This is a genomic window from Stenotrophomonas sp. STK17_22 (assembly GCF_051983905.1).
Taxonomy (GTDB): Bacteria; Pseudomonadota; Gammaproteobacteria; order Xanthomonadales; family Xanthomonadaceae; genus Stenotrophomonas; species Stenotrophomonas maltophilia_A.
Genome location: NZ_CP197010.1, coordinates 2,801,035 through 2,823,570 on the forward strand (window position 1 = coordinate 2,801,035; position 22,536 = coordinate 2,823,570).

At 66.2% G+C, this 22,536-nt stretch carries 19 protein-coding genes; 11 read left to right on the top strand and 8 right to left on the bottom strand.

What is annotated here, in order from left to right:
* Positions 1–129: 129 nt before the first annotated feature.
* From ACSYS9_RS13055 to ACSYS9_RS13070, 4 genes are all read left to right on the top strand, one after another.
* On the top strand, positions 130–696 hold the full coding sequence (locus ACSYS9_RS13055) for a hypothetical protein (RefSeq protein ID WP_256200944.1): 567 nt from the start codon (positions 130–132) through the stop codon (positions 694–696).
* Positions 697–749: 53 nt separating this feature from the next.
* The gene (locus ACSYS9_RS13060) at positions 750–1,466 is read left to right on the top strand and encodes a response regulator (RefSeq protein WP_143048197.1); all 717 of its coding nucleotides are present in this window, start codon (positions 750–752) and stop codon (positions 1,464–1,466) included.
* A gap of 3 nt (positions 1,467–1,469) precedes the next feature.
* On the top strand, positions 1,470–2,546 hold the full coding sequence (locus tag ACSYS9_RS13065; protein ID WP_071228355.1) for an ATP-binding protein: 1,077 nt from the start codon (positions 1,470–1,472) through the stop codon (positions 2,544–2,546).
* A 202-nt stretch (positions 2,547–2,748) separates the two neighbouring features.
* Positions 2,749–3,675 (top strand): ABC transporter six-transmembrane domain-containing protein, encoded by a 927-nt coding sequence (locus tag ACSYS9_RS13070; protein WP_071228333.1) that lies wholly within the window; start codon positions 2,749–2,751, stop codon positions 3,673–3,675.
* A 427-nt stretch (positions 3,676–4,102) separates the two neighbouring features.
* Here the strand turns inward: ACSYS9_RS13070 and ACSYS9_RS13075 are convergent, their stop codons facing one another.
* Complete coding sequence (locus ACSYS9_RS13075) at positions 4,103–4,717, bottom strand: TetR/AcrR family transcriptional regulator (RefSeq protein ID WP_071228334.1); 615 nt, start codon at positions 4,715–4,717, stop codon at positions 4,103–4,105.
* A gap of 170 nt (positions 4,718–4,887) precedes the next feature.
* On the opposite strand from ACSYS9_RS13075, the gene ACSYS9_RS13080 reads away from it, so the two are divergent.
* The 5 genes from ACSYS9_RS13080 to ACSYS9_RS13100 all read left to right on the top strand — a co-directional run bounded on the left by ACSYS9_RS13080 (position 4,888) and on the right by ACSYS9_RS13100 (position 10,331).
* On the top strand, positions 4,888–5,724 hold the full coding sequence (locus ACSYS9_RS13080) for a siderophore-interacting protein (protein WP_071228338.1): 837 nt from the start codon (positions 4,888–4,890) through the stop codon (positions 5,722–5,724).
* Between the two features lie 195 nt (positions 5,725–5,919).
* Positions 5,920–8,097 carry a TonB-dependent receptor gene (locus tag ACSYS9_RS13085; protein WP_071228340.1) on the top strand — a complete coding sequence of 726 codons (2,178 nt, stop codon included), beginning with the start codon at positions 5,920–5,922 and terminating at the stop codon, positions 8,095–8,097.
* Between the two features lie 52 nt (positions 8,098–8,149).
* Positions 8,150–8,449, top strand: a complete 300-nt coding sequence (locus ACSYS9_RS13090) for a DUF3649 domain-containing protein (protein ID WP_071228342.1) — start codon at positions 8,150–8,152, stop codon at positions 8,447–8,449.
* Entirely contained in the window at positions 8,446–10,056 is a 1,611-nt protein-coding gene (locus ACSYS9_RS13095) for a PepSY-associated TM helix domain-containing protein (protein WP_071228344.1), read from the top strand. The genes ACSYS9_RS13090 and ACSYS9_RS13095 overlap by 4 nt, the downstream gene beginning before the upstream one ends.
* Positions 10,053–10,331 carry a DUF3325 domain-containing protein gene (locus ACSYS9_RS13100; protein ID WP_071228346.1) on the top strand — a complete coding sequence of 93 codons (279 nt, stop codon included), beginning with the start codon at positions 10,053–10,055 and terminating at the stop codon, positions 10,329–10,331. Before ACSYS9_RS13095 ends, ACSYS9_RS13100 begins: the two co-directional genes overlap by 4 nt.
* A 218-nt stretch (positions 10,332–10,549) precedes the next feature.
* On the opposite strand, the gene ACSYS9_RS13105 is transcribed toward ACSYS9_RS13100, so the two are convergent.
* Together ACSYS9_RS13105 and ACSYS9_RS13110 are read right to left on the bottom strand one after the other, a co-directional pair.
* Positions 10,550–11,638, bottom strand: a complete 1,089-nt coding sequence (locus ACSYS9_RS13105) for a DNA glycosylase AlkZ-like family protein (protein ID WP_071228347.1) — start codon at positions 11,636–11,638, stop codon at positions 10,550–10,552.
* Between the two features lie 77 nt (positions 11,639–11,715).
* The gene (locus ACSYS9_RS13110) at positions 11,716–12,300 is read right to left on the bottom strand and encodes a TetR/AcrR family transcriptional regulator (protein WP_071228348.1); all 585 of its coding nucleotides are present in this window, start codon (positions 12,298–12,300) and stop codon (positions 11,716–11,718) included.
* Between the two features lie 239 nt (positions 12,301–12,539).
* Between ACSYS9_RS13110 and ACSYS9_RS13115 the strand changes: the two genes are divergently transcribed.
* Positions 12,540–14,738: a TonB-dependent receptor gene (locus ACSYS9_RS13115; RefSeq protein WP_071228349.1), complete on the top strand. Its 2,199-nt coding sequence runs from the start codon at positions 12,540–12,542 to the stop codon at positions 14,736–14,738.
* A 60-nt stretch (positions 14,739–14,798) separates the two neighbouring features.
* On the opposite strand, the gene ACSYS9_RS13120 is transcribed toward ACSYS9_RS13115, so the two are convergent.
* The 3 genes from ACSYS9_RS13120 to ACSYS9_RS13130 all read right to left on the bottom strand — a co-directional run bounded on the left by ACSYS9_RS13120 (position 14,799) and on the right by ACSYS9_RS13130 (position 17,581).
* Positions 14,799–15,761, bottom strand: coding sequence for an IS110 family transposase (locus ACSYS9_RS13120; protein ID WP_132809226.1), 963 nt, complete (start codon positions 15,759–15,761; stop codon positions 14,799–14,801).
* 338 nt (positions 15,762–16,099) lie between these two features.
* A complete protein-coding gene (locus tag ACSYS9_RS13125) occupies positions 16,100–16,456 on the bottom strand; it encodes a hypothetical protein (RefSeq protein WP_071229603.1) in 357 nt (118 codons plus the stop codon).
* 459 nt (positions 16,457–16,915) lie between these two features.
* Positions 16,916–17,581: a TraX family protein gene (locus tag ACSYS9_RS13130; RefSeq protein ID WP_071229604.1), complete on the bottom strand. Its 666-nt coding sequence runs from the start codon at positions 17,579–17,581 to the stop codon at positions 16,916–16,918.
* A 112-nt stretch (positions 17,582–17,693) separates the two neighbouring features.
* Between ACSYS9_RS13130 and pip the strand changes: the two genes are divergently transcribed.
* Entirely contained in the window at positions 17,694–18,641 is a 948-nt protein-coding gene (gene pip / locus ACSYS9_RS13135) for a prolyl aminopeptidase (protein ID WP_071229605.1), read from the top strand.
* A 94-nt stretch (positions 18,642–18,735) separates the two neighbouring features.
* Here the strand turns inward: pip and ACSYS9_RS13140 are convergent, their stop codons facing one another.
* Together ACSYS9_RS13140 and ACSYS9_RS13145 are read right to left on the bottom strand one after the other, a co-directional pair.
* Positions 18,736–19,947, bottom strand: a complete 1,212-nt coding sequence (locus ACSYS9_RS13140; RefSeq protein WP_143048264.1) for a hypothetical protein — start codon at positions 19,945–19,947, stop codon at positions 18,736–18,738.
* A gap of 23 nt (positions 19,948–19,970) precedes the next feature.
* On the bottom strand, positions 19,971–22,475 hold the full coding sequence (locus tag ACSYS9_RS13145; protein ID WP_071229607.1) for a TcfC E-set like domain-containing protein: 2,505 nt from the start codon (positions 22,473–22,475) through the stop codon (positions 19,971–19,973).
* Positions 22,476–22,536: the final 61 nt, after the last annotated feature.

The following is a 22,536-nucleotide window of genomic DNA, read 5'->3' on the forward strand; positions in this document are numbered from 1 at the left end:
GGCAGCCGTTCAGGCACCAGCCCCGCGCCTGAATGCTGCGGCCTGCGTCCACGCAATCTCGACACAATCTCGACCGAGTCTCCATCAACGGTCGCTAGCCTCGTCGGCCTCGCCGACTGCCCGCCTGCCGTGTCCCTTTCCCATCCAGACCTGCCACCCATCGATGTGCGCCGCGCCTACCTGGCGTGGTGTGCGCCTTCGCCGTGGTTGATCGCCGTCGTGTTCGCATCGACCACCAGCTGGATGCTGGCCGCGCCGGATCCGTTACCCCCGCTGCTGGCGGGCTTCGGGGCGGCCGCCCTGGTGGGGTTCCGCAGCGATGGGCCCGGTGGCTCTGGCCGTTCCGGCGCACTCGCGTCGCTGGCGCTGATGGGTCTGGCGGTCTGGGCGGCAACGCACCCGGTCGCCGACGCCACCCTGCATCTGCTGCTCGCCCTAGCCACTCTCGTGGTCGTCGCCCTGCTGGCACTACGCCTGCGCGCCATCCTGGGCATGGCCTTGCGGCTGCAGGCCCGGGTAGATGCCACTCCCATGGCATCGCGCTGGAGCAAGCTGCCGGCGGCGGTGTCCACCCTGATGCTGCAGCAGCTGCGCGGCGCAGGTGCAGTGGAAACGAGTCTGCGGCGCACGCTGGTGCTGGCCACCCTGGCCTGGGCTGCCAACGAAGAGGCGCAGGACATGCAGTGCCGACGATGACCCTGCCCCAGATCCCGCCCTTGCCCACCCTTGCCCCGAACCCGCAGCACGCAATGAAACACGATCTCCGTACCCGACAGGCCCCCTTGGTGCTGATTGCCGAAGATGAGGGCGAAATCGCCGACATCCTCAGTGCCTATCTGGCCCGTTCCGGCCTGCGCAGCGCCCGCGCCGCAGACGGTGAGGCGGCACTCGCCAGCCACCGCCAACTGCGTCCGGACCTGGTGCTGCTGGATGTGCAGATGCCAAAACTGGATGGCTGGCAGGTGCTGAGCGAACTGCGACGGATCGGCAACACCCCGGTCATCATGCTCACTGCGCTCGACCAGGACGTGGACAAGCTGACCGGCCTGCGCGTGGGCGCCGACGACTACGTGGCCAAGCCGTTCAATCCGGCCGAGATCGTCGCCCGCATCCAGGCCGTGCTGCGCCGGAGTTCCCGGCCCCTGGTCGAAGCGCCCAACGGGCTGATCCGCCAAGGGCCGTTCGAGATCGACCTGCGCAGCCACGAGGTGACCGTGCGCCATGGCGAGCAGGTGCACGAGCTGAACTTCACCCTCACCGAGTTCCGGCTGCTGGTGCACATGGCGCGTGCGCCACGGCAGGTGCATGCGCGGGCCGATCTCCTGCATGCCTGCCTGCCCGAGGGCGACGCGCAGGAACGCACCGTCGACAGCCATGTCAGCAAACTGCGCCGCAAGCTGGAGGATGTCGGCGTGATCGGCGTTCCCGCCACCATCCGCGGCGTCGGCTACCGCTTCCTGGACTGAATGATGAACCCCAAAGGCAAGAGCATCGGACGCCAGATCACGCTGTCCATCACGGTGGCCTCGCTGTGTTCGACGGTGCTGTCGATCAGCGGCTTCTACCTGTTCTATTACCTCATGGAGGTGTTCTATCCGCGCTGGTACGACGAGCCGGAAACGATCATGCCGTCCGGGCTGGAATGGCTGTGGATCGGATTGACCGCCACCGTGGTCGTCATCTTCGCCACGCTGGTTGCCTCGCGCCTGACCCGGCGCATCATCACGCCGTTGAATTCGGTGGCCGAAAGCCTGCGCCGGGTCGCCAGTGGCGATCTGGAAGCGCGTGCGCGCGGTGGTGATACCACGATGGCCGAAGCGGCCACGCTGGTCAGCGATTTCAACTCCATGGCAGAACGGCTGAGCCGGATGTCCGAGAACCGGGTGTTCTGGAACGCGGCGATCGCGCATGAACTGCGCACGCCGATGACCATCCTGCGCGGCCGCCTGCAGGGTATCGCCGAAGGCGTGTTCGAACCGGGCCCGGAGCAGTTCAACAGCATGCTCACCCAGCTGGAAGGCCTGACCCGCATCATCGAGGACCTGCGCGTGGTCAGCCTGGCCGAGAGTGGCCACCTGGATCTGCGCCTGCAGCGCAGCGATGTCAGCGTGCAGGTGGCCGCAGTGGTGGAAGCCATGTCCGAGGCTCTGACCGAGAGTGGTTTCTCGGTGACATTGGACGCACGACCTTCGCTGACCGACTGCGATCCTGCACGCATCCGCCAGGCAGTACTGGCACTGCTGGAGAACGCGCGTCGCCATGCCATTCCCTGCCCGCTGCGGGTGTACGTGACGCTGGCAGAAGGCCATTGCACCGTCACGGTGGAAGATGGCGGCCCCGGTGTGTCGGACGACCTTCGCGACAGCATCTTCGAAGCCTTCCAGCGCACGGATGTCTCGCGTTCGCGGCAGAGTGGTGGTTCCGGGCTTGGCCTGGCGGTGGTGCGCGCGATTGCCGTGGCCCATCACGGAACGGCGCGATGCAGGGCGACCGAACGCGGCGGCAGTGCCTTCGAGATCCGCTGGCCGGTGCACGCGCGTCGTTGAGGACGCAGCATTGCGGAGGACGTTGCTCCGGTAGCGGCCCACCTTGGTGGGCACCACGTGCGTGGCTGAACGCCGCCGGTTTCTCCACGCAATCTCCATCGTCCCTCCATGCCTTCTCCAAAGGGCTGCAGATACTGGGCGCGATCCGGGACATGGCAGGCACCCGTCCCCTGCCCTGACTCCGACCCACCCAGGCATCCCCATGAAACCCCCACACGATCCGGCGGCCGCCGCCGGCAGCATCGGCCAGCAGAACGCGGCCGCCACTCTCAAGGCCATCCTGCGAACCTATCCGTGGCAGCTCACCGGCACCTTTTCGCTGGTGGCGCTGGAAAATGCGCTGCTGCTGGCGTATCCGCTGTTTGCCGGCTTCGCGGTGGATGCGATCATCCGCGGCAACATCGGCCATGCCATTTCCTACGCCGGCGTGGTGCTGCTGTTCTGGCTGGTCGGTGCTGCCCGCCGTGCGGTCGATACCCGTACCTTCACCCGCATCTATGCCGACCTGGCGGTGAACGTGGTGCAGGCGCAGCGCAGGCTGGGCCACGCCACCTCCACCTCGGCCGCGCGTGTTGTGCTGGCCCGTGAGTTCGTCGACTTCTTCGAAAAGCACGTGCCGATCATCGCCACCGCGCTCGTATCAATGTTTGGTGCGGCGGTGATGCTGCTGGTGATCGAACCGCTGGTGGGCGCCGCGAGCCTGATCGCCCTGCTCGGCGCAGTGTTGTTGATGCCGTCGTTCGCACGCCGCAACGAGCAGCTGCATGGACGCCTGAACAACCGGCTGGAACATGAGATCCGCCTGGTCGACCGGGTCAGTCCCTCGGTGCTGCGTCGCCACTACACCACGCTGTCGCGGCTGCGCATCCTGCTCTCGGACCGAGAAGCTGGGGCCTTCGTGGTGGTGGGTGCGGCGGCGGCGGTGTTGTTCGCGCTGACCATCGGCCGTCTCGCCACCACCGACGGGGTTACCCCGGGTCATGTGTATGCGGTGATGACCTATCTGTGGACGTTCGTCGGCAGCCTGGATGATGCACCGTCGATGGTGGATCAGCTGGCGCGGTTGAAGGACATCGGCCGCCGCGTCAGCCCGGGCATGGAAGACGCGGAGCACAAGGATGCCGCGTGACCGGTAGATGCCCACCTTGGTGGGCAACGATGTATCGCGGCGCCAACCAAGGTTGGCGACTACCGGGGCAACGGCGCCAACCAGGATTGGCGGTTACCTCGTGGAAGGACATCGGCCGCCGCGTCAGCCCGGGCATGGAAGATGCGGAGCACAAGGATACCGCGTGACCGGTAGATGCCCACCTTGGTGGGCAACGATGTATAGCGGCGCCAACCAAGGTTGGCGACTACCGGCGCAACGGTGCCAACCAGGATTGGCGATTATCTAGCGGAAGGACATCGGCCGCCGCGTCAGCCCGGGCATGGAGGATGCTGAGCGCAAGGACGCCGCTTGACCGGTAGACGCCCACCTTGGTGGGCACCGACACATCGCGGGGCCAACCAAGGTTGGCGACTACCGGGGCAACGGTGCCAACCAGGATTGGCGGTTACCTCGCGCCTGCCATGCGCCCGCACATCGCCAATGCACCGAAGATCAACGCCTCCATGCCGCGGTCGAACTCGGCCTCCTGTGCCTTCCGATCCAACGGGCGTCGCGTGGTATCTACCACCGCATGCCGCGAGTACACGGTGTCGGCCAACGCCACGGCGTGATAGGCCACGGTCGACAGCAGCCACGCCGCCTGCTCAAGCGGCAGATCATGCACGCGGCTGAATTCGGCATGGTGGCGCTGGATGCGCGCCAGCATCTCCGGTGTCTTCGCGCCGTGGCTGACCAGGAAGGGCGCCAGGCCCGGATTCCCGTCCACCAGCGTCCGCAGTGAACGTTGGAACGCACGCAGATCCTCCTCGATGCTGCGCCGGCCAGCGGCATCCAGTGCCGGTGCCTGCCAACGCTCGAAGATCGCCTCGGCCACCAGCTCGCGCAGTGCCGCCAGATTCGCCACATGCTTGTACAGCGCGATGTGGCTGACCCCCAGCGCCGCCGCCACGCCCACGAAGCTCAGCCCCGGCAGCGTCATGGCAATGCCGGCGTCGGCGATGCGCTCGCGGGTGATGCTGGGCGGTCGCCCACGGGCAGCGGTCTTTTTCGGTGCAGCCATGCGGTAACGGTTCCTGCGCGGTGCGCGGGCAAGGGCTGTCATGGTGGTCCGCAGCGACGCCGCGGTCAACGCGTCGCTGCGGTCCGTGGACAGGCCCCGGTTGCGGCATGATCAATTTAGTTTACTATGATGTAAATAATTCGCATTTGCAGTGTCCAGGATCGTTGTCGATGTCCGCGTCCCCCACTTCAATCACCCCGGCCGGGCCGCTGCGCGGCGCCGACCATGATCGCGGCCTGCAGGCGCTGCAGGTCCAGGTGGTCGCGGTTGCACAGCCGTGCGCCAGCCTGCTGCGCCTCGTGGTCCAGCTGCCGGAACATGCAGAACTCGCACCCTGGCAGCGTGCCAACACCGCCGTGCGCATCCAGCTCGGCGCCACGTTCGGCGATGTGTCACGGATCTACACCGTGCGCAGCCTCGATCCCAACACCCGCCAGTTCACCCTGGACGTAGTGCTGCATGAGGCACCGGGGCCGATGCTGGCCTGGGTAGGTGCGCTGCGCCCCGGTGATGCCTTCGATCTGACCGGACCGCGCCCCCATCTGCAGGTACCGCAGCGCGAGGGCACCTGCGCCCTCCTGTTCGCCGACCCAAGCGCCATCCCTGCCCTGTTTGCATTGCTGCAGCAGTGGCCGGCCGACCTGCGCGCAGAGGCCTGGATCGCCTCGGATGATGCATTCCCGGTAGACGAATTACCCGCCATTGAAGGTGTCCGCGTGCTCCGCCTCGCCACCGGTGACGCGCCGTTGCTGCAGCAGGCGCGCCAACTGCGGCCGGAACCCGGCAGCACGGTCTGGGCGGCCGGCGAGCGCGAGGAAATGCGTGCCCTGCGCCGCCACTTCATCGAAACGGTCGGCCTGCCACGCAGCGACGTTGCCGTGGCCGGCTACTGGAAACGTGGCGAGACCACCACCGAGACCGACCAGCGTCGCCGCCGCAACTACGAGCGCGTGCTGGCACGCGGCGGTGGCCTGCAGGACCTCGACGACCTCGCCGACGATATCTGATCCACCCCGCAGTATCCGCGCCCCGCGCTTCGTTTCACCCAGCCACAGATCGCCCACGCACCTCGCGTGCAGCACTGCCACACCGGCAGTGCCGTGCCCTCTGCCAGCCATTCCACAGCCCGCGTCGTCCTGCCCCTGCAGGTCACAGACGGCGCCGTGCTGGCCGATCGCACGACCCACCACACGAGAACCGCCATGTCCCTCCCCCTGCGAACCCTGCCCCTCCCACGCCGCTCGGCGCTGTCCCTGGCCGCCCGTGCGGCGTTGCTGCCCACCCTGCTGATCGCCACCGCCGCACACGCCAACGATGCACCTGATGGCGCCCGCCAGTTGCCCACCGTGAACGTGCGCGCCGACAAGACCGCACCCACCGATACCTACGCCGGCGGCCAGGTCGCGCGCGGCAGCGGCGTCGGCCTGCTCGGCGAGCTCGACTTCATGGACACGCCGTTCAACACCACCCGCTACACCGCCGAATTCATCGACAACATCCAGGCGCCGGACCTGGTGCGGGTCATCGCACTGACCGACCCCAGCGTCTACAACAGTGGCTCCAGCGGTGGCATCACCGACTACTTCAACATCCGCGGTTTCGGTGTCGCCTCGTCGGATATCGGTTTTGGTGGCCTGTACGGGCTGATCCCCTACTACCGCGTCACTCCCGAACTGGCCGAGAACATCGAGGTGCTGAAGGGTCCGTCCGCCCTGCTCAACGGCATGCCGCCGGGCGGCTCGGTGGGCGGTGCGGTGAACGTGGTACCCAAGCGTGCAGGCGACACGCCGCTGACCCGCTTCACCGCCAGCTACGGCAGCGACGCGCAGTGGGGCGGTCACCTGGATGTCGGCCGCCGCTTCGGCGCGGACAAGCAGTTCGGCGTACGCCTCAATGCCGTGCATCGCGACGGCGACACCGCCACCGACCACCAGCAGCACAAGACGCAGCTCGCATCGCTCGGCCTGGACTGGCGTGGTGAGCGCTCGCAGGTGTCGCTGGACCTGTTCAGCAGCCGCGACCATGTGGATGGCCTCAACCGTGGCGTCTCGCTGGCGCCCGGCCTGGCCGTGCCCCGCCCGCCGAAAGCCACCACCCTGTTTGCACCGGACTGGACCTTCAGCACCGTCAAGGACCAGGCCGCCGCACTGCGCTGGTCGTTCGACATCAATGACTACCTGCAGGCGCATGCCAGCTACGGCCACGGCCATACCGATTTCGACTCCATCGCCAGTGCCACCACGCTGATCACCAACACCGCCGGCGACTTCCGCAACAACTTCGCCCACCAGCGCTTCATCTACAGCAAGGACACCGCCGAAGCCGGATTGTCGGCGCGTTTCCGCACCGGCGCGGTCGATCATGCGCTGGCGATCAGTGCGGCCTGGTACCAGCACGACCAGAAGTTCGGCTTCAAGCGAAACCTGCTGGCCCGCGATTGGGTAACCAATATCTACAACCCGCAGTGGGGCCCTGCCATCGACCGCAGCTTCAGTGATGCGTCGCTGCCGAAGACCGCGGAAGTGCGCACCACCAGCTTCGGCATCGCCGATACGCTGTCCTTCATCGATGATCGTGTGCAGCTGACCCTGGGCATCCGTCACCAGACCGTGCTCAGCGATACCTTCGATGGCGGCACAGGCAAGCGCACCGCACGCTACGACGCCAGCGCCAACACCCCGGCCGGTGCACTGCTGTTCAAGGCCAGCGACCGCCTGTCACTGTATGCCAATTACATCGAAGGCCTGAGCCAGGGCAGCACCGCCCCGGCAACCGCCGCCAACGCGGGCGACGTGTTCCCGCCGTTCAAGACCCGCCAGCGCGAGGTCGGTGCCAAGCTCGACTTCGGCCGCTTGGCCAGCGCATTGAGCGTGTACGAGATCGAAAAGCCCAGCTCCTATACCGACCCGACCACGAATGTCTTCTCGTTCGGAGGCCAGCAACGCAACCAGGGCGTGGAATGGACCGTGTTCGGCCAGGCCACCGAGCAGCTGCGCGTGCTCGGCGGCATCGGCTGGCTGCAGCCGAAGCTGACCCGCACCCAGGGCGGCATCAACGAAGGGCGGCTGGCGACGGCCACACCGCAATGGCAGGGCAAGCTGGGCGTCGAGTGGGACGTACCAACCGTGGCCGGCCTCACCCTCACCGGCAACGCGGTCAGTATGTCCAAGGGCTACATCACTGCTGACAACAGCCAGTGGGTGGCGGGCCGCACCGTGTTCGATCTCGGTGCCCGCTATGCGACGCAAGCGGCCGGCCATCCGCTGGTACTGCGTGCCACCGTGCAGAACGTGACCAACAAGGCGTACTGGGCGGGCAGCCTCGGCTCGGGGCTGGGTACGCCACGCACCGCCCTGCTGTCGGCCACCGTCGATTTCTGATCCTCGTTTCAAGGGCGCCACGCCATCGCGCGTGGCGCCCCGGAGAACTGATGTGAGCGTTTCCCGTACCACCGCCGTGCTGGCCTGGCTGCCCCTGGTCTCACGCATCCTCGCCGCGCTGTTCGGCGGCTATGTGCTGGCCGCGCTGTGCAGCATCGCCGCACTGGCGCTGCCCATCGATGGTCGCCAGGCCGTGTTCACCGGCATGCTGGCCAGCTTCCTTCTCTATGCGGGCGCCGTAGTCTGGGTGTTCGCGGTGCGCTCGGCGTGGCGCGCGTGGATGGGCCTGATCGTCGCCGCGCTTCCGCTGTGGCTGGTTGCACAGATGGTCGGCAACGGAGGCGGTGCATGAGCAAGGTCGAGCGCAGCCCGAAGCCACGCGGCATCCGCCAGACGATGTCCGACCTGCACATCTGGGTCGGGCTGCTGGCCGGCTGGATCCTGTACGCGATGTTCCTCACCGGCACCGCCAGCTACTTCCGCGACGAGCTCTCGCGCTATACCCGCCCGGAAATCGCCACACCGTCCACGTTGCCGGATGCCGCTATCGTCACGCAGCGCACCGTCGCCACGATCATGGCCGACACGCCTGCGGCCAGCCAGATCAACCTCAGCCTGCCGAGCACGCGCATGCCGTGGGTGTCGGCGATGTGGGCCAGCCCGGGTGGGCGTGGCCGGCATGGTTTCGACTCGGGCCTGTTCGATGCCAACACCGGCGCGCCGCTGCAGGCACGTGACACCGGCGGCGGCGACTTCTTCTATGCCTTCCATTTCAACCTGCATTACATGCCTGCCATGTGGGGTCGCTGGATCGTCGGCCTGTGCGCGATGTTCATGCTGGTGGCCATCGTCAGCGGCGTGATCACCCACAAGAAGATCTTCGCCGACTTCTTCACCTTCCGTTGGGGCAAGGGCCAGCGCTCGTGGCTGGATGGTCACGCGGCACTCTCGGTACTCGGCCTGCCTTTCCATTTCATGATCACCTGGAGCGGGCTGGTGATGCTGGCGGTGCTGTACATGCCGTGGGGCCTGGCCAAGCTGCCTGACAAGCGCCAGCAGGCCGAGGTGGTCAGCGAGATGCGCCTGTTCCTGCCGCCGCAGAAGGCCGCGGGCCACGCTGCCCCGCTCACCGACATTGGTGCGCTGGTGCAACAGGCCGAGCAGCGCTGGGGAACCGAATCGGTGGGCAGCGTGCAGGTGCAGGACCCCGGCGACCAGAACGCGCGCGTGGCCGTGGTACGTGCGCAGTCCAGCCGTGTTTCCACCACGCCGAACTACCTGCTGTTCGATGGCAGCAGCGGACAGCTACTGCAGGTCAAGGAGCACTCGGGCGTCGCCGCCGATACCCAGGGCGTGCTGTACGGCCTGCACCTGGGGCGCTTCGCCGATGCCGCCCTGCGCTGGCTGTACTTCATTGTCAGCCTGGCCGGTACCGCCATGGTCGGCACCGGATTGGTGCTGTGGACGGTGAAGCGCCGCGCGCAGCTGCCCGATCCGCAACGACCGTACTTCGGCTTCCGTCTTGTCGAGCGACTCAACATTGCCACGGTCGCCGGCCTGTCGGTGGCGATGACCGCCTACCTGTGGGCGAACCGCCTGCTGCCCGTTGCCATGGACGCGCGCGCGGCGTGGGAGGTGCATGTGTTCTTCCTGGTCTGGGCGGGCATGTTCGTGCATGCAACGCTGCGCACACCGAAGCGCGCATGGATCGAACAGTTCCTGCTGGCGGCGTTGCTGCTGGCGCTGCTGCCGGTGCTGACCGCGGTGACCACGCCGCATCCGCTGTGGCGCACGCTGGCCTCGGGCGATTGGGCGTTCGCAGGGACCGACCTGGCCCTGCTGGCATTGGCCGCCCTGCACATACTTCTGGCCTGGCGCACCTGGCGACATGCTCCGAAGGTGAAACGCGCCCGGCCGTCTGCCGCGTCACGCACTGCGGCACCGGAGGCCAGCGCATGATCCACGTCATTCTGTTCGTGTTGTCGCTGGCCGCGTTCGCCTGCCTGGCACTGGCGATGGAGCGTCATCAGCGGGACGTATTGCGTCGTGCGTTGAGCGCGCAGGCAACCCAGCAGCTGCGCGCGATTGGCTGGGCACTGCTGGTGTTCAGTACCGTGTTTGCCATGCGCGGGTTGGGCGTGGGTTTCGGTCTGGCTGCGCTGTCCGGTCACACCAGCGTTGCCGCGGGCGTGGTGGTGTTGGCGATGGTGGTGCATGGGCGGTGGAATCGGTAGATGCCCGCCTTGGTGGGCATTGATGAAAGCGACGCCAACCAAGGTTGGCGACTACCGGGCTTGAGCGGCGCGGCTTTGGTAGCTGCCCACCTTGGTGGGCAACGATGGAAGCCAGCGCCAACCAAGGTTGGCGACTACCGGGCCTGAGCGGCGCTGCTTTGGTAGCTGCCCACCTTGGTGGGCACCGGGAGCGATAGGTGCCAATTCGCCGCTCGGCTCTACAGAAAAGCTGCCATGCGCTGCAGCTCATCTTCCAACGCGCCACGAAATACCTTGTCGCGGGCCAGTGACTTGCCGGCGTAGCCCACGCTGGACGCCAGTTCACCGTCTCGCACGCTGAGATTGGCCCAGCCCACTACCCGGTCGTGCCACAGCACCGGCAGTGCGTAGTAGCCGTACTGGCGCTTCGGCGCAGGCGTATACGCCTCGAACTTGTAGACCCAGCCCCACAGCAGCTCGAAGCGGCGGCGGTCCCACACCACCGGGTCGAACGGGGCCAGCAGCCGCACCTGTTCGTCCGGCGCATGCCGGCGCGAGCGCGGGTTCTCGTAGGCAGGCCAGTACCAGGTGGTGCCCTCCAACGTACAGCTGGCCAGCTTCTGCTTGGCCAGATTCAACGCCTGCCGGGTCTGCTCGGCCAGATGCGGTGCACCGTAGCCCAGCAGGCGCACCAGGTAGGTCAGGCTGGCCGATGGCAGTGGCGCGTACTTGCGCACCACCAGGTCAATCAGGGCGGCGGCGCGTTCAATCTGTGCCTGCTCGCTGGCATCGACTTCCGCGTGGTCGGCCACCGCGTAGATGCGCGTACCGCTGTCGCGCCGCTGCACGCGCAGCAGGCCACGGTAATGCATGCCATCCAGCAGGTGCGTGCTGGCATTGCTGGTGCCGCCCCAGTAGTTGGTCACCCGCCCATGCGCGAATGCCTGGTCGACCTCGCGTGGGTGCACGCTGCCGCGCTCGCGCACGAAAGCCAGCACGTCCGCCGCGCGGCGCTGCGTTTCGGCATCCCATGCGCGCTTGGACACGCGCGGGTGCATCAGTGCCAGATGTTCACGTGGCAGGAAGCCGTAGTTCACCAGGCAATCTTCTTCCACCGGCAGGCGCGTATAGCGCCGCTCCAGATCACCGGCGCGGTAATCCTTCACCCGGTGGCGCAGAGTCAGGTCCTGCGCGCGTGCCGGTGCGCGGATCGGGTCGGCCTGCACGAAGCCCAGGCGCCGGATCGCGGTCAGCAGCGTGGTGGGCTTGAACAGCGTGCGCGCCACCGCATGGCGGCGCAGATCATCGAGGGTGGGCGTGGCAGGCATGGCCGCATTGTAGATCCACGCCCTGCGTGGTTGGGGCCGAGGCGAACCGTGCAACGGCATCCACGCATGGCGTGGACCTACCGAAGCTCCAACACCTCCAGCGATCCGATTACCAGCGCACGCATGCCCTGCTTGAACTCGGTGATCACCTGGCCCTCTTCGTCGTCGGCAATTCCGTAGACCGTGTCCGCACCGGCAATGCAGTAGAAAGCAATCGTGGCCAGCAGCCAGCGCGCCTTGTCCAGCGGCAGGCCGAACACCTCGGCCACATGGGCTTGGTGCGAGGCGATCTTCTCCAGCATCGGCGTGGTCGCCACCGAACGGCGCAACAGGTACGGCGGTAGTCCGGGGTGCGCTTTCACCACCTCGCACAGCGATTCCACGAACCCCAGCAGGTAAGCCTGCAGCCCGCCCGGTGCATCGGCCGACGCGCGCGGAATCTGCCAGCGCAGGAACACCGTATCGGCCACCAGACGCTTCAAGGCCTCCAGGTTGGCCACACGCTTGTAGAGCGCGGCCTGGGTCACCGCCAGTTCGGCGGCCACGTTGGCCATGGTCAGGTTCGGCAGGCCCAACGTGATGCCGATGTCGGCCAAGCGATCGGGGGTGATGGTGGGCGGACGGCCACGGGCCGACGCCGGGGTTTCAGGGTGCATGTTCATACCGTAGTGAGGGTGCCAGCAAAGGGACCCTCTTGTCCGCTTCATATGGTTTAGTTTAATTTACTCAACTAATTCGGAATGCGTGTGGTTCGCAACCCCGCCGCCGTCCGCAATCGAGCCCATGGCTCACTTCCCGCCAGGTCCCCACCCAGCCGACAACCCTGCGCTGCGCCCTCCCCCGTGCTTGCCGATGGCAGCGCGCCAGGCGCGTTCGCGCCCGCGATTCACAGGAACCTGGCATGACCGTGTACGACCTTTCTTCCCCGCTGCAGCGCGCAGCGGCAGACGCAACCCGCGTGCTGATGCATCCGCCGGGCGTGGCCCGGCGCTACCGGGTGTCGGCCCTCGCGCTGGGGCTGCTGGCATCGTCTGCCGCGCTGGCCGACTCCGCACCATCCACCCTGCCCTCGGTGCAGGTGCAGGAACAGCGCCGGGTCACTGCAGACTATGCGGGCGGCCAGGTGGCCGCCGGCAGCCGCGTCGGCCTGCTTGGCGACAAGGACTTCATGGACACGCCGTTCAGTACGGTCAGCTACACCGAAGCCTTCATCCGCGACCGTCAGGCCAAGGACCTCACCGACGTCATTGCCGCCACCGACCCCACGGTGTTCAGCAACGGCGTCACCGGCGCCTGGAGCGAGAACTACGCCATCCGCGGCTTCGCCTCCAGCACCAGCGATACCACCTTCAACGGCCTCAACGGCATGGCGCCGTACTACCGCACCTCGCCGGAAATGTTCGAGCGCATCGAGGTGCTGAAGGGCCCGTCCGCTCTGCTCAACGGCATGCCGCCGGGCGGCTCGGTCGGTGGCAGCGTCAACCTGGTGCCCAAGCGTGCCGGCGATCAGCCGCTGCTACGCGTCAGTGCCAACTTCGCCTCCGATGCGCAGTTCGGCACCCATGTGGATGTGGGCCGCCGCCTGGGCGCCGACAAGCAGTTCGGCATCCGCTTCAACGGCGCGTACCGTGATGGTGATGGCGCCGTGGGCAAGCAGAGCAAGAAGGTACAGCTAGGTTCGCTGGCATTGGACTGGCGCGGCGAACGTGCGCGGCTGTCGGCCGATCTTTACAGCGCCGACGACCGCGTGGACGGCCCGGCGCGTGGCGTCGGTCTGGCACCGGGCGTGGCGATTCCGCGACCGCCGCGTGGCGACACCCTGATCAACCCGGATTGGGCCTACGTGGACAGCCAGGACAAGGGCGCGATGCTGCGTGGCGAGCTGGACATCAACGAACACCTGATGGCCTACCTGGCCTACGGCACCAGCAAGACCGACTACCGCTACAACGGTTCGATCAGTGCGCAGATCCTCAACCCGGCCGGTGACTTCACTACCGTGATCGGCCAGCTGGCGTTCGACATCAAGAAGCAGTCCGGTGACGCTGGCCTGCGCGGCAGCTTCCGTACCGGCAGCGTCGGCCACCAGTGGGCTGCCAACGTGACCCATTACCAGCACACCCAGAACGACTACGGCCGCCGCAGCGTGCCGGGCTGGGACTGGACCACGAACCTGTACAACCCGGTGTGGGGCCCGGCGGCGCCGTTCGTGGCACCGCATATCTCGCACACCGAGCTGCGGCTGGACAGCCTCGGCTTCGCCGATACCCTGTCCTTCGCCGAGGACCACGTGCAGTTGACCGTAGGCGTGCGCCGCCAGCAGGTGGTCAGCGAGACCTTCAATGTCGCCAGCGGTGCACGCACCTCACGCTACGACGAGAGCGCCACTACGCCGGCAGCGGCCCTGCTGGTGAAGGCCACCGACACGGTCTCCCTCTACACCAACTACATCGAAGGCCTCAGCCAGGGCGCCACCGCGCCGATGACCGCCGCCAATGCCGGCGATGTGTTCGCACCCTTCCGCACCAAGCAGAAGGAGCTGGGTCTGAAGCTGGACCTCGGCAGCTTCGCGCACACGTTCAGCGTGTACGAGATCAAGCGCCCGAGCAGCTACACCGACCCGGTCACGAATATCTTCTCGTTCGGTGGCGAACAGCGGAACCGTGGCGTGGAATGGGGCTTCTTCGGCTCACCACTAGATGGCGTGCGCCTCCTCGGTGGCGTGGCCTATGTAGAGCCGAAGCTTACCCGCACAGCAGGCGGTGTGAATGAGGGGCGCATCGCCACTGCCGTAGCGCAACGGCAGGCCAAGCTGGGTGTGGAATGGGATGTGCCGACCTTGCAGGGCCTCACCTTGACCGGCAATGCCACCGCGATGTCGAAGCAGTACATCAGTGCCGACAACAGCCTGTCTGTGCCGGGGCGCACGTTGTTTGATGTGGGTGCGCGTTACAACACCACGATGGCCGGACGACCACTTTCCTTGCGCGCCAGCGTGAACAACGTGACCAACAAGGCGTACTGGGGCATGCCGTTGCTTTCCAGCCTGGCGCTGGGCGCACCGAGGACGGTGTTGTTGTCGGCCACGATGGATTTCTGAACCGGGCGGCCTCCGCGCCAGACATGCATCACCTGTAGAGTCGAGATCCTATGTTCGTGGTCAAGCCTGCTGGAAGCAGGCTTGACCCACCTTCAGCATGGCCGGATCGAAGTCCCGGCCGCTTTTGAAGACACCCCAGGCGATCCTGGCCAGCTTTCTGGCCAGGATGTTGAAGACGGCGGTGCTGGGGTGACCGCGTTTTGACAGCTCGTCGTAGAGCGGTTGCCCCTGGCGACACCGCTTGAGCCCCATGGCGGCCATGTAGAGCATCTGGCGCAGCACTGGCGCGCCCTGTTTGGACAGCCGACGCCGTCCCGTTCTGCCGCCAGACTCGTTGGGCCGGGGATCCAGGCCCGTGCAGGCGATCCACGCGTTGGCGTTGGCCAACGGCCAGCGCGTCATGTAGTAGATCAGGTGAGCGGCGACGGCGGGGCCGATACCAGGGATGGTCAACAGGCGCTTGTAGAGCGTGCCATGCTCTCCATCGCGACCCAAGCGCTGCAGTTCGCTTTCCAGCTCGGACAGCGTCCCAGCCAGAGCGCAGAACAGATCTGACAGCTCCCCGGGGGCACTTTTGCTTACCCCGAAGGATTGCTCCAGGCGCGCGCGTGTCTTTACCAGCGTCTGCCGCTTGCGCAGCAAATCGTGCATCTGCTGCTGCTCATCGGTACGCGGTACGTATTCACGCAGGCGATCGTTCTCCTTCTTCACGTACCGGGCGATCGCTTCGGCGTCCATGGCGTCCGTCTTGCCACGCGAGCCCGTCGCCCGGCCGTAGTGCTTGATCAGACGTGGATTGATCACATAGACAACGTGGCCTGCCTGGCCAGCCATCCGAGCCAACAACTCGTAGTATCGCCCCGTCGCCTCCATGCCAATCCGGCATCGCTGGGGCAAGGTGTTGAGCCACTGGGCTATGCCGGCCCGGGTGTTGGCGATCCTGTCGCCGGCCTTGCGGTCGGCCACTGCCGGTACGAACTCCTTGGAGTCCACGTCCACGCCAATATCGAGAGAATCAGACATTTGTACGGCTCCCAGCTATCTTTAAGGGGCTGGGGTGGTACCGCACCGACGTTAGCTTGCCTACATCGACGATCCCCTTTGGGGGCCGTACGATCCTTTATCGACGTTCGTGTGCGGGATGGGGATCGCTCGACTCGTCTGTCGGCTAGTATCCGCAGATGCATGCTTGACGGTCCCTCCACCCTGGCTCCTACATACCTCGTAGGAGCCGGGAGGAACATACAAGCCATGCTCGACTCGCTTCATCAGTAGAGCCAGGCCATGCCTGGCTGCCGCCATGTTGATCCGCCAAAAGCATCCACGCATGGCGTGGATCTACTGAACCTCGGCCTACCCTTTCATTCCGGATGCAGGCGATAGATGGCATGACTGGTCAATGCCAGCGCGGCCAGCTTCAACCCTTCCATCACGCGGTCGCCGACGTAGTGTTCCGGGCCGCCATTCTGGCGGGCGCGTTCGGCCGCCAGAAGGATTTCCTGCACGATGCGCAGCCCGGCCAGCGCACCATCGGCATCGGCCAATGCCATGCATCGGCCCGGCAGTTGATGGCGCTCGGGCCAGGGCTGGCCGTCAGAAGCCGCGCCCAGCCCGATGCGATGCAGCAGGGCCGTCAGGTTGTTGGGATCGGGCGGGATGTCGTGCCCTTCATCGGCATTGGCCGGGGCGCGCTGATGGGGGAACTCCGATGCGTTCATGGCAGGTCTCCGTGCAAGGCATGCGGGACCACCGCCCTTAACAAAGGCGGCGGACGGTGCGTGGCTGGAATCCGGTGGTTGCGTGAAGACAGTCCGGTAGGCACGCTTGCGCGCACCTCCACGCACCGCCCGCCATAAGGCGCGGACGGGTTGTCAGCCGGCGCCGCACAAGGCGACGCCGGCTGACAAGCGCGAACAACACAACCAACGGGGATTCCAGCCCCCGGCCATCCTTTGTCGATGGCAACTCATCATGTGCACAACAGGGTGGCAGGCGCCAACAACCCAAGTGCAAAGACAGCAACGTTCACGCAGTGGCAGCATTGTCGCATATCGACAATCGCGCCGAAAATTCAATAACTTGCACCATGCCGGTGGCGGCATGCTTCACCCGCATCGGCACCGCGCATTCCTTGACCGCATCCGGCATTCAGGACATGCCACATGCCAGTTCCGACATTACGTAAGCAGATGGGCAATCAACGCCAGCACCGCCAGATGGCCCACGTAGTACCCGTAGAACGCCCACCGCCAGCGCGGCAGTTGCCACGGCACCCGCGCCGCCAACAGCACCACCGGAACGGCCAGCAATGCCCAGCCGTTGTGGTTGGCCCAGCACACCGCTGCAAGCCCAACCAGCAACAGCCACCACGCCCGGTGCCGGAACGCGATCCAGGCCAGCAGCACGCTGCCGACACCGGCCCACTGGTAATCCACGAACATCGGCAGCACGCCGGCGGCCAGCAGCAGCTGCGCCGGCCGATTGTTCGCCAGCGCATGCACGGCCACTGCGGCAAAAGCAAAGGTGAGCAGGATGTTGAGCGGCAGCCAGTCGCCGAAGGCCCATGCGTGCAGCGGCTGTGCGATGACGCCCCATACGGCCAGGCGACGGATCGACTTGCGCAGGTCCGCCCCCGGCTGGGCGAGGTTGCAGGCCATCACCAGCGCGAACAGCGGGAACGCGATGCGCCCCAGTTCGCTTATGACCGGCAGGTAGCCGCCGTAGACCACTTTTGCCGCGTGGTCGCCGGTCATGGTCAGCAGTGCGATCCATTTCAGCAGCTCGCGTGCGCCGCTGCTGAGGCTGGGGTCGGGCGTGGACATCCCTGTCGTGGTCGCTTGCATCGCGGAAGCTTATGCGCATCGGCCAGCCCATTTCCAGCACCGCGAAAGCATGTGCCACTGCAGGCACCGAGCTGCGGCGCTATGCTGGCCGCCCCTGTTTGTGAGCATCCCCATGCGTACCCTGTACCCCGCCATCGAGCCCTACCGCGAGTTCACCCTGCCGGTGAGCGATCTGCACACCCTGCATATCGAAGAGTGCGGCACGTCAGAGGGCATCCCGGTGGTGTATCTGCACGGTGGCCCGGGCGCCGGCATCTCGCCGACCCATCGGCGCTTCTTCGACCCGGCGCGCTACCGCATCGTCTTGATCGACCAGCGGGGCAGCGGCCGCTCCACGCCGTTCGGCGAGCTGCGCGACAACACCACGCAGGATCTGGTGGCCGACATCGAGAAGGTGCGCGAGCACCTGGGTATCGAGCGCTGGCTGGTCTATGGCGGCTCCTGGGGCTCCACCCTGTCTCTGGCCTATGCGCAGGCACATCCCGAACGCGCCACTGGCCTGATCGTACGCGGCGTGTTCCTCGGTCGTGAGATCGAGAACCGCTGGTTTGCCGAGGCCAACGGCGGTGCGCGCTGGATTTTCCCGGAGCGCTGGGACCGCTATGAGGCCTACATTCCAGAAGCCGAGCGCGGCGACATGATTGCAGCCTACTGGACGCGCATGGACAGCCCCGATGAGGCCACCCGCATCGCCGCCGCGCAGGCGTGGCTGGGCTGGGAGGACAACGCCGCCACCCTGCAGCACGATGTGGATGCCGTTTCCACGGATGACCCGCTGGATACGCTGGCCAAGGCCCGCATCGAAGCGCACTATTTCCGCAATGGCATCTTCCTTGAGCCGGACCAGCTGCTGCGCGATATCGATCGCATCCGCCACCTGCCCGGCGTGATCGTGCAGGGCCGCTACGACATCATCTGCCCACCGCGTAGCGCCTGGGACCTGGCCAAGGCCTGGCCGGAAGCCAGGCTGGAGATGGTGACCTCCGGCCACAGCGCGAACGAGCCGGCGACGGTGGATGCGCTGGTGCGCGCCACGGACGCGTTCGCCGACCGCTTCTGAAGGCATCGGGTAGTGCCGGCCGCTGGCCGGCATCCCTGCGATTGCAGGTAGAGTCGACTGACAGTCGACTCTACCCATGCCAGCTGCCCCCTCGTCACGGATTGGCATCAAACACCACGGTCATATTGCCCTGCCAATGCGAGCCAGGCGACTTCAGCATCTCCACCACAGCATCACGACCAGCGGTGAAGCGCAGCGTAGAACGCCGCTCTATCAGGTAGCCATCAGGCGTGAAGCGTGGCGCTCGTCCATCATCCGGCAGCAACGGCGTGTCCTGTGCCGGACGCCCGTCACCCACATTGCTCATGCCGGGAATGGTCACGTCCACATCCACCGGCACCACCATGTCGTCGCGCAGATTGCGGATTCCGCAACGATCGTCGGCCTCATGCTCGCAGCGCAGCTTCAAGCTCAGGTTCCTTGACGTGGTAAGGCGGAACGTCAGTTCCTGACGCAGGCGTGCCGGTGGAAGGCCTTGGTCCATCCATTTTTTCCAACCTCCATCTGGCGCCAGTTTCACGCTGGGGGATTCGCTAGAGAATCGGACGTGGAAATCGTGGGATACGTCCAGCTGCAGCTTCAGTGTCAGCTCTGAATCCGAGTAGTCACCCTGACCAAGATCGATCTGCTGCCCATTGCCCACCGTGTAAGTCACGCTTCCGGTGTACTGACCGTCCTGGGCCTGAAGCGGGTTGGGCGTTTCAAGGTGATAGCCAATCGAGAAGTTCAGATAGTTCGCAACTCGATCGGTGGTTGCCCTTGGGCTCCGCACACATACAGGATTGCCTTCCGGAACATCCCACGCATACCGATACCATGAACCACCACCAACACCCAGGCGACCACGGCAGCCGCCTGTGGCTGCTCCATATGCCCCGGGCGCGGTGCCATCAGATGGCAAGCCCCATTGCATGCCGATCAGGAACAGACGCAGCCGGGCCCTCAGCTTGTGGTTGTTCGCGTTGTGCACGACTACATCTCGCCAGCTTCCGTCAACGGACAGGTACCATTTCTCGCGCGGATCATCGCCGCCGCCAAACAGGCGCCGCTGGCTCACATTCATCCCAGTATTGACCGTGAAGTCGCCAGCTCTGCAGAAGCTTGAATGCTGTGCGCAGTAGCCGGACTGGGGCGTAGTATTAACGAACCGATTGTGCGAAGGGTCCAAGGCGCTTGGACGAAACTCCGCCCTGATCTGTAACTCGGCGGCTCCCGCCGAGGCCATCAGCACGACCAGGAGCCCACTCGCCCGCACAAGCGGACCACACGGTGACAAAGCGGAAATGAAGCGTTCAATCATGGACATGGAGTGGTCTCTCAGCGGATTACTCACGGGCCAGCAAGGGGTGCTGGGCAGCCAACGCCCCCCACCATCAGCACATCGCCTTCTCGCGGATACCGCCCCTCTTCCATCGTCAGCACGCAACTGACCAGGTTCGGGTAGCGCAGCTCCACCACCGGCGCCCGTGCACTCAGCTCCAGCGTGAAGAAGCCTTCCTCCTGGCTGACGCTGCGCCCGGCGTGGTTGATCACCTGCACACCGCGCACGCCGTCGCCATCCGCATCGAGCACCTGGCCCATCACGGTGATGGTGCGAAGTACATCCACGGTGGCGTGCATCACGCCACCTTTGTTGAGGTGGTAGCTGACCGTGGACGGCTGCAACGTACCAGCGGGTGCGTACCGGCCCTGGAAGTCGAACTGCACATGGCCTGCGCGGTAGGCGGTCACCGGCACGAAGTTACGCCCTGCCTTCAGTTCCACGCCACCGCCCCGGCTGTCGTCGGCACGCAGCCTCACATCGGAATAGTCGCTGCGCACGTCAACGATGATGCCGGTATCCACGCCGCCACTGCGGCCTTGGCCAAGCACCGCTGCACGGCCGCCGCCGATCACCAGTGTGCTGTCCAGGTTGGCGCTGCCACTCACGTGGCCCGAGCCCGCGCCACGGTATAGCTGTACATCGCCTTCCAAGAGCGCGCTCTGCAGGTAGGCACCGGCGCCTGCACCGATGCCGCTGCGCTCGGCACTGATCATGCCATTCACGCTCTGCACAAGCTTGCCATCCACGCGCTGTGTCGCCGCCGCGCTGACATAGGTGTCGCGCTGGCCGGCTTCGCCAGTGCGGCTGCCCAGGCTGCCGCTGTAGCTGCGACGCTCGCTGCCCAGCGATACGCTGACCGTCAGGTCGACACCGCGCTGGCGGCGGTAGTGGGTGAAGCGGCCGCCAGGGCGATCGTAGGCCGAGACCCGCCAGTTCACATCGTGCTTGCCAAACACGGTCTCGCGACGGCCATAAGACACATCGATGCCGTTGCCTTTGGTGAAGCCCGAGCTGCGCGCTACCCGCACGCTGGCGTTGTCGCGATGACTCAAGCGATGGGTGATCGACACGGCAGTTGTGTCCTGCCAGCCCCCGCGGGTTACCCAACGCGGTGCGGAGCCGTCACCGGGCAGGACGCGCTGGCGCTGCTCGGCCCAGCTGCGAGCATGGTTGGCCACTACCGACCCGGCGCGGTAGCGGTACAACCCCTGCAGGTCGACGCCGCGCCCGGCATCACTGGAGGTGTAGACATTGGTGTAGGTGCTGAAGCGGTCGCTGGCCTGCCAGTCCATCGACAGCCCCGCCGCGCGGCGCGTGCCGATCTGCTGCACGGTGGCACCGGCCACCGCCCGCGGGTGCACCAGGTAATTGACCACCGCACCCGCGGCCAGCCTGCCCTCCTGCAGTGCACGACCGCTATCGAGCAGGCCACGCTGTTGGCCGGCGAACACGCTGTAGCGCCATCGGCGTGTGGGGTCGCTCCAGCGACTGGGCTTGTGGATCGACGCGGTCTCACGCGAGGCCTCGTGGCCATCCTCGATGACCCGCAGTTCCACGTCGTAGATGCCACCGGGAAGACGGCGGGTGTCGATCTCCTGGATGCCCGGCTTGACGGCCTGCGTGGACAGCAGGTTGCCGTCGCGCAGGATCTCCACCACGCCTTCGCGGCTGGCAGTGACATAGACCGGGTACACACTGGGGCTGCGCGTGTCGGCCAGCAGTACGTCCGACGAGCCGAGCATGAAGCCCAGCGCAGTATCGTTCTGCGTGCCGGGTGCGCGCGGCTGGCGGATGATGCCTTCGAAGGTGGGCAGGAAGTAGCCCGCACGCACGAAGTGGTCGCCCAGCTCGCGTTGGGTATACAGGGCACTGAGATAGTGCTCGCGGCTGCCCGGCTGGGCGTAATACTGGTAGCTGCCGACAGTGCTCCAGCGGCCAACACTGCCACGCAGCTCGGCGCTGTAGCGTGCGGACGTCTGTTGCTCCTGGCCGCCATGTACGGCCACGCTGTTGCGGACGATCAGTCCATGGCTGCCGCGCTCCGGCAGCGCGACGTGGCGACCTTCCTTGTGCGCACCTGCTTGAGTCAGCAGGCTGAGCAGGGAATTGGACAGGCTGTAATGCAGCGCAGCCAGGCCCCGGCATTGCTCGCTGCACACGCCCAGCGCCATCGGCTCGGCCAGCGCCTCGACCCAGCGCGTCCGCTCCGTCTGCGGAAGCGGGCTGTCATGGGCTTCGCCAAAGCCGATCAGCTGCACACGATTGTCTTCGTGCAGCAGCACCTCGGCGTCCCCCAGGTAGCGACCGTCCAGCTCCACCCGCACGGTGAGCGGATTGCCGAACAGATGCTCGCGGAACTCCGCAGGCATGCGCTCGCGCTGCTCCAGCAGGCTGGGCAGCTCACCCAGCGCAAGACCGGTGGCATGGCTGGACGCGGCAAACACCACGGCGCCGATGCCAGCAGCCAATCGCGCAAGGGCCGGAGATGCGGGACGGAGGGGTCGTTTCATGGGCGGATGCCCGTGCCCTCCCGCTGCATCGGCGATGCGGCAGGAAGGGCACGAAGCTGCA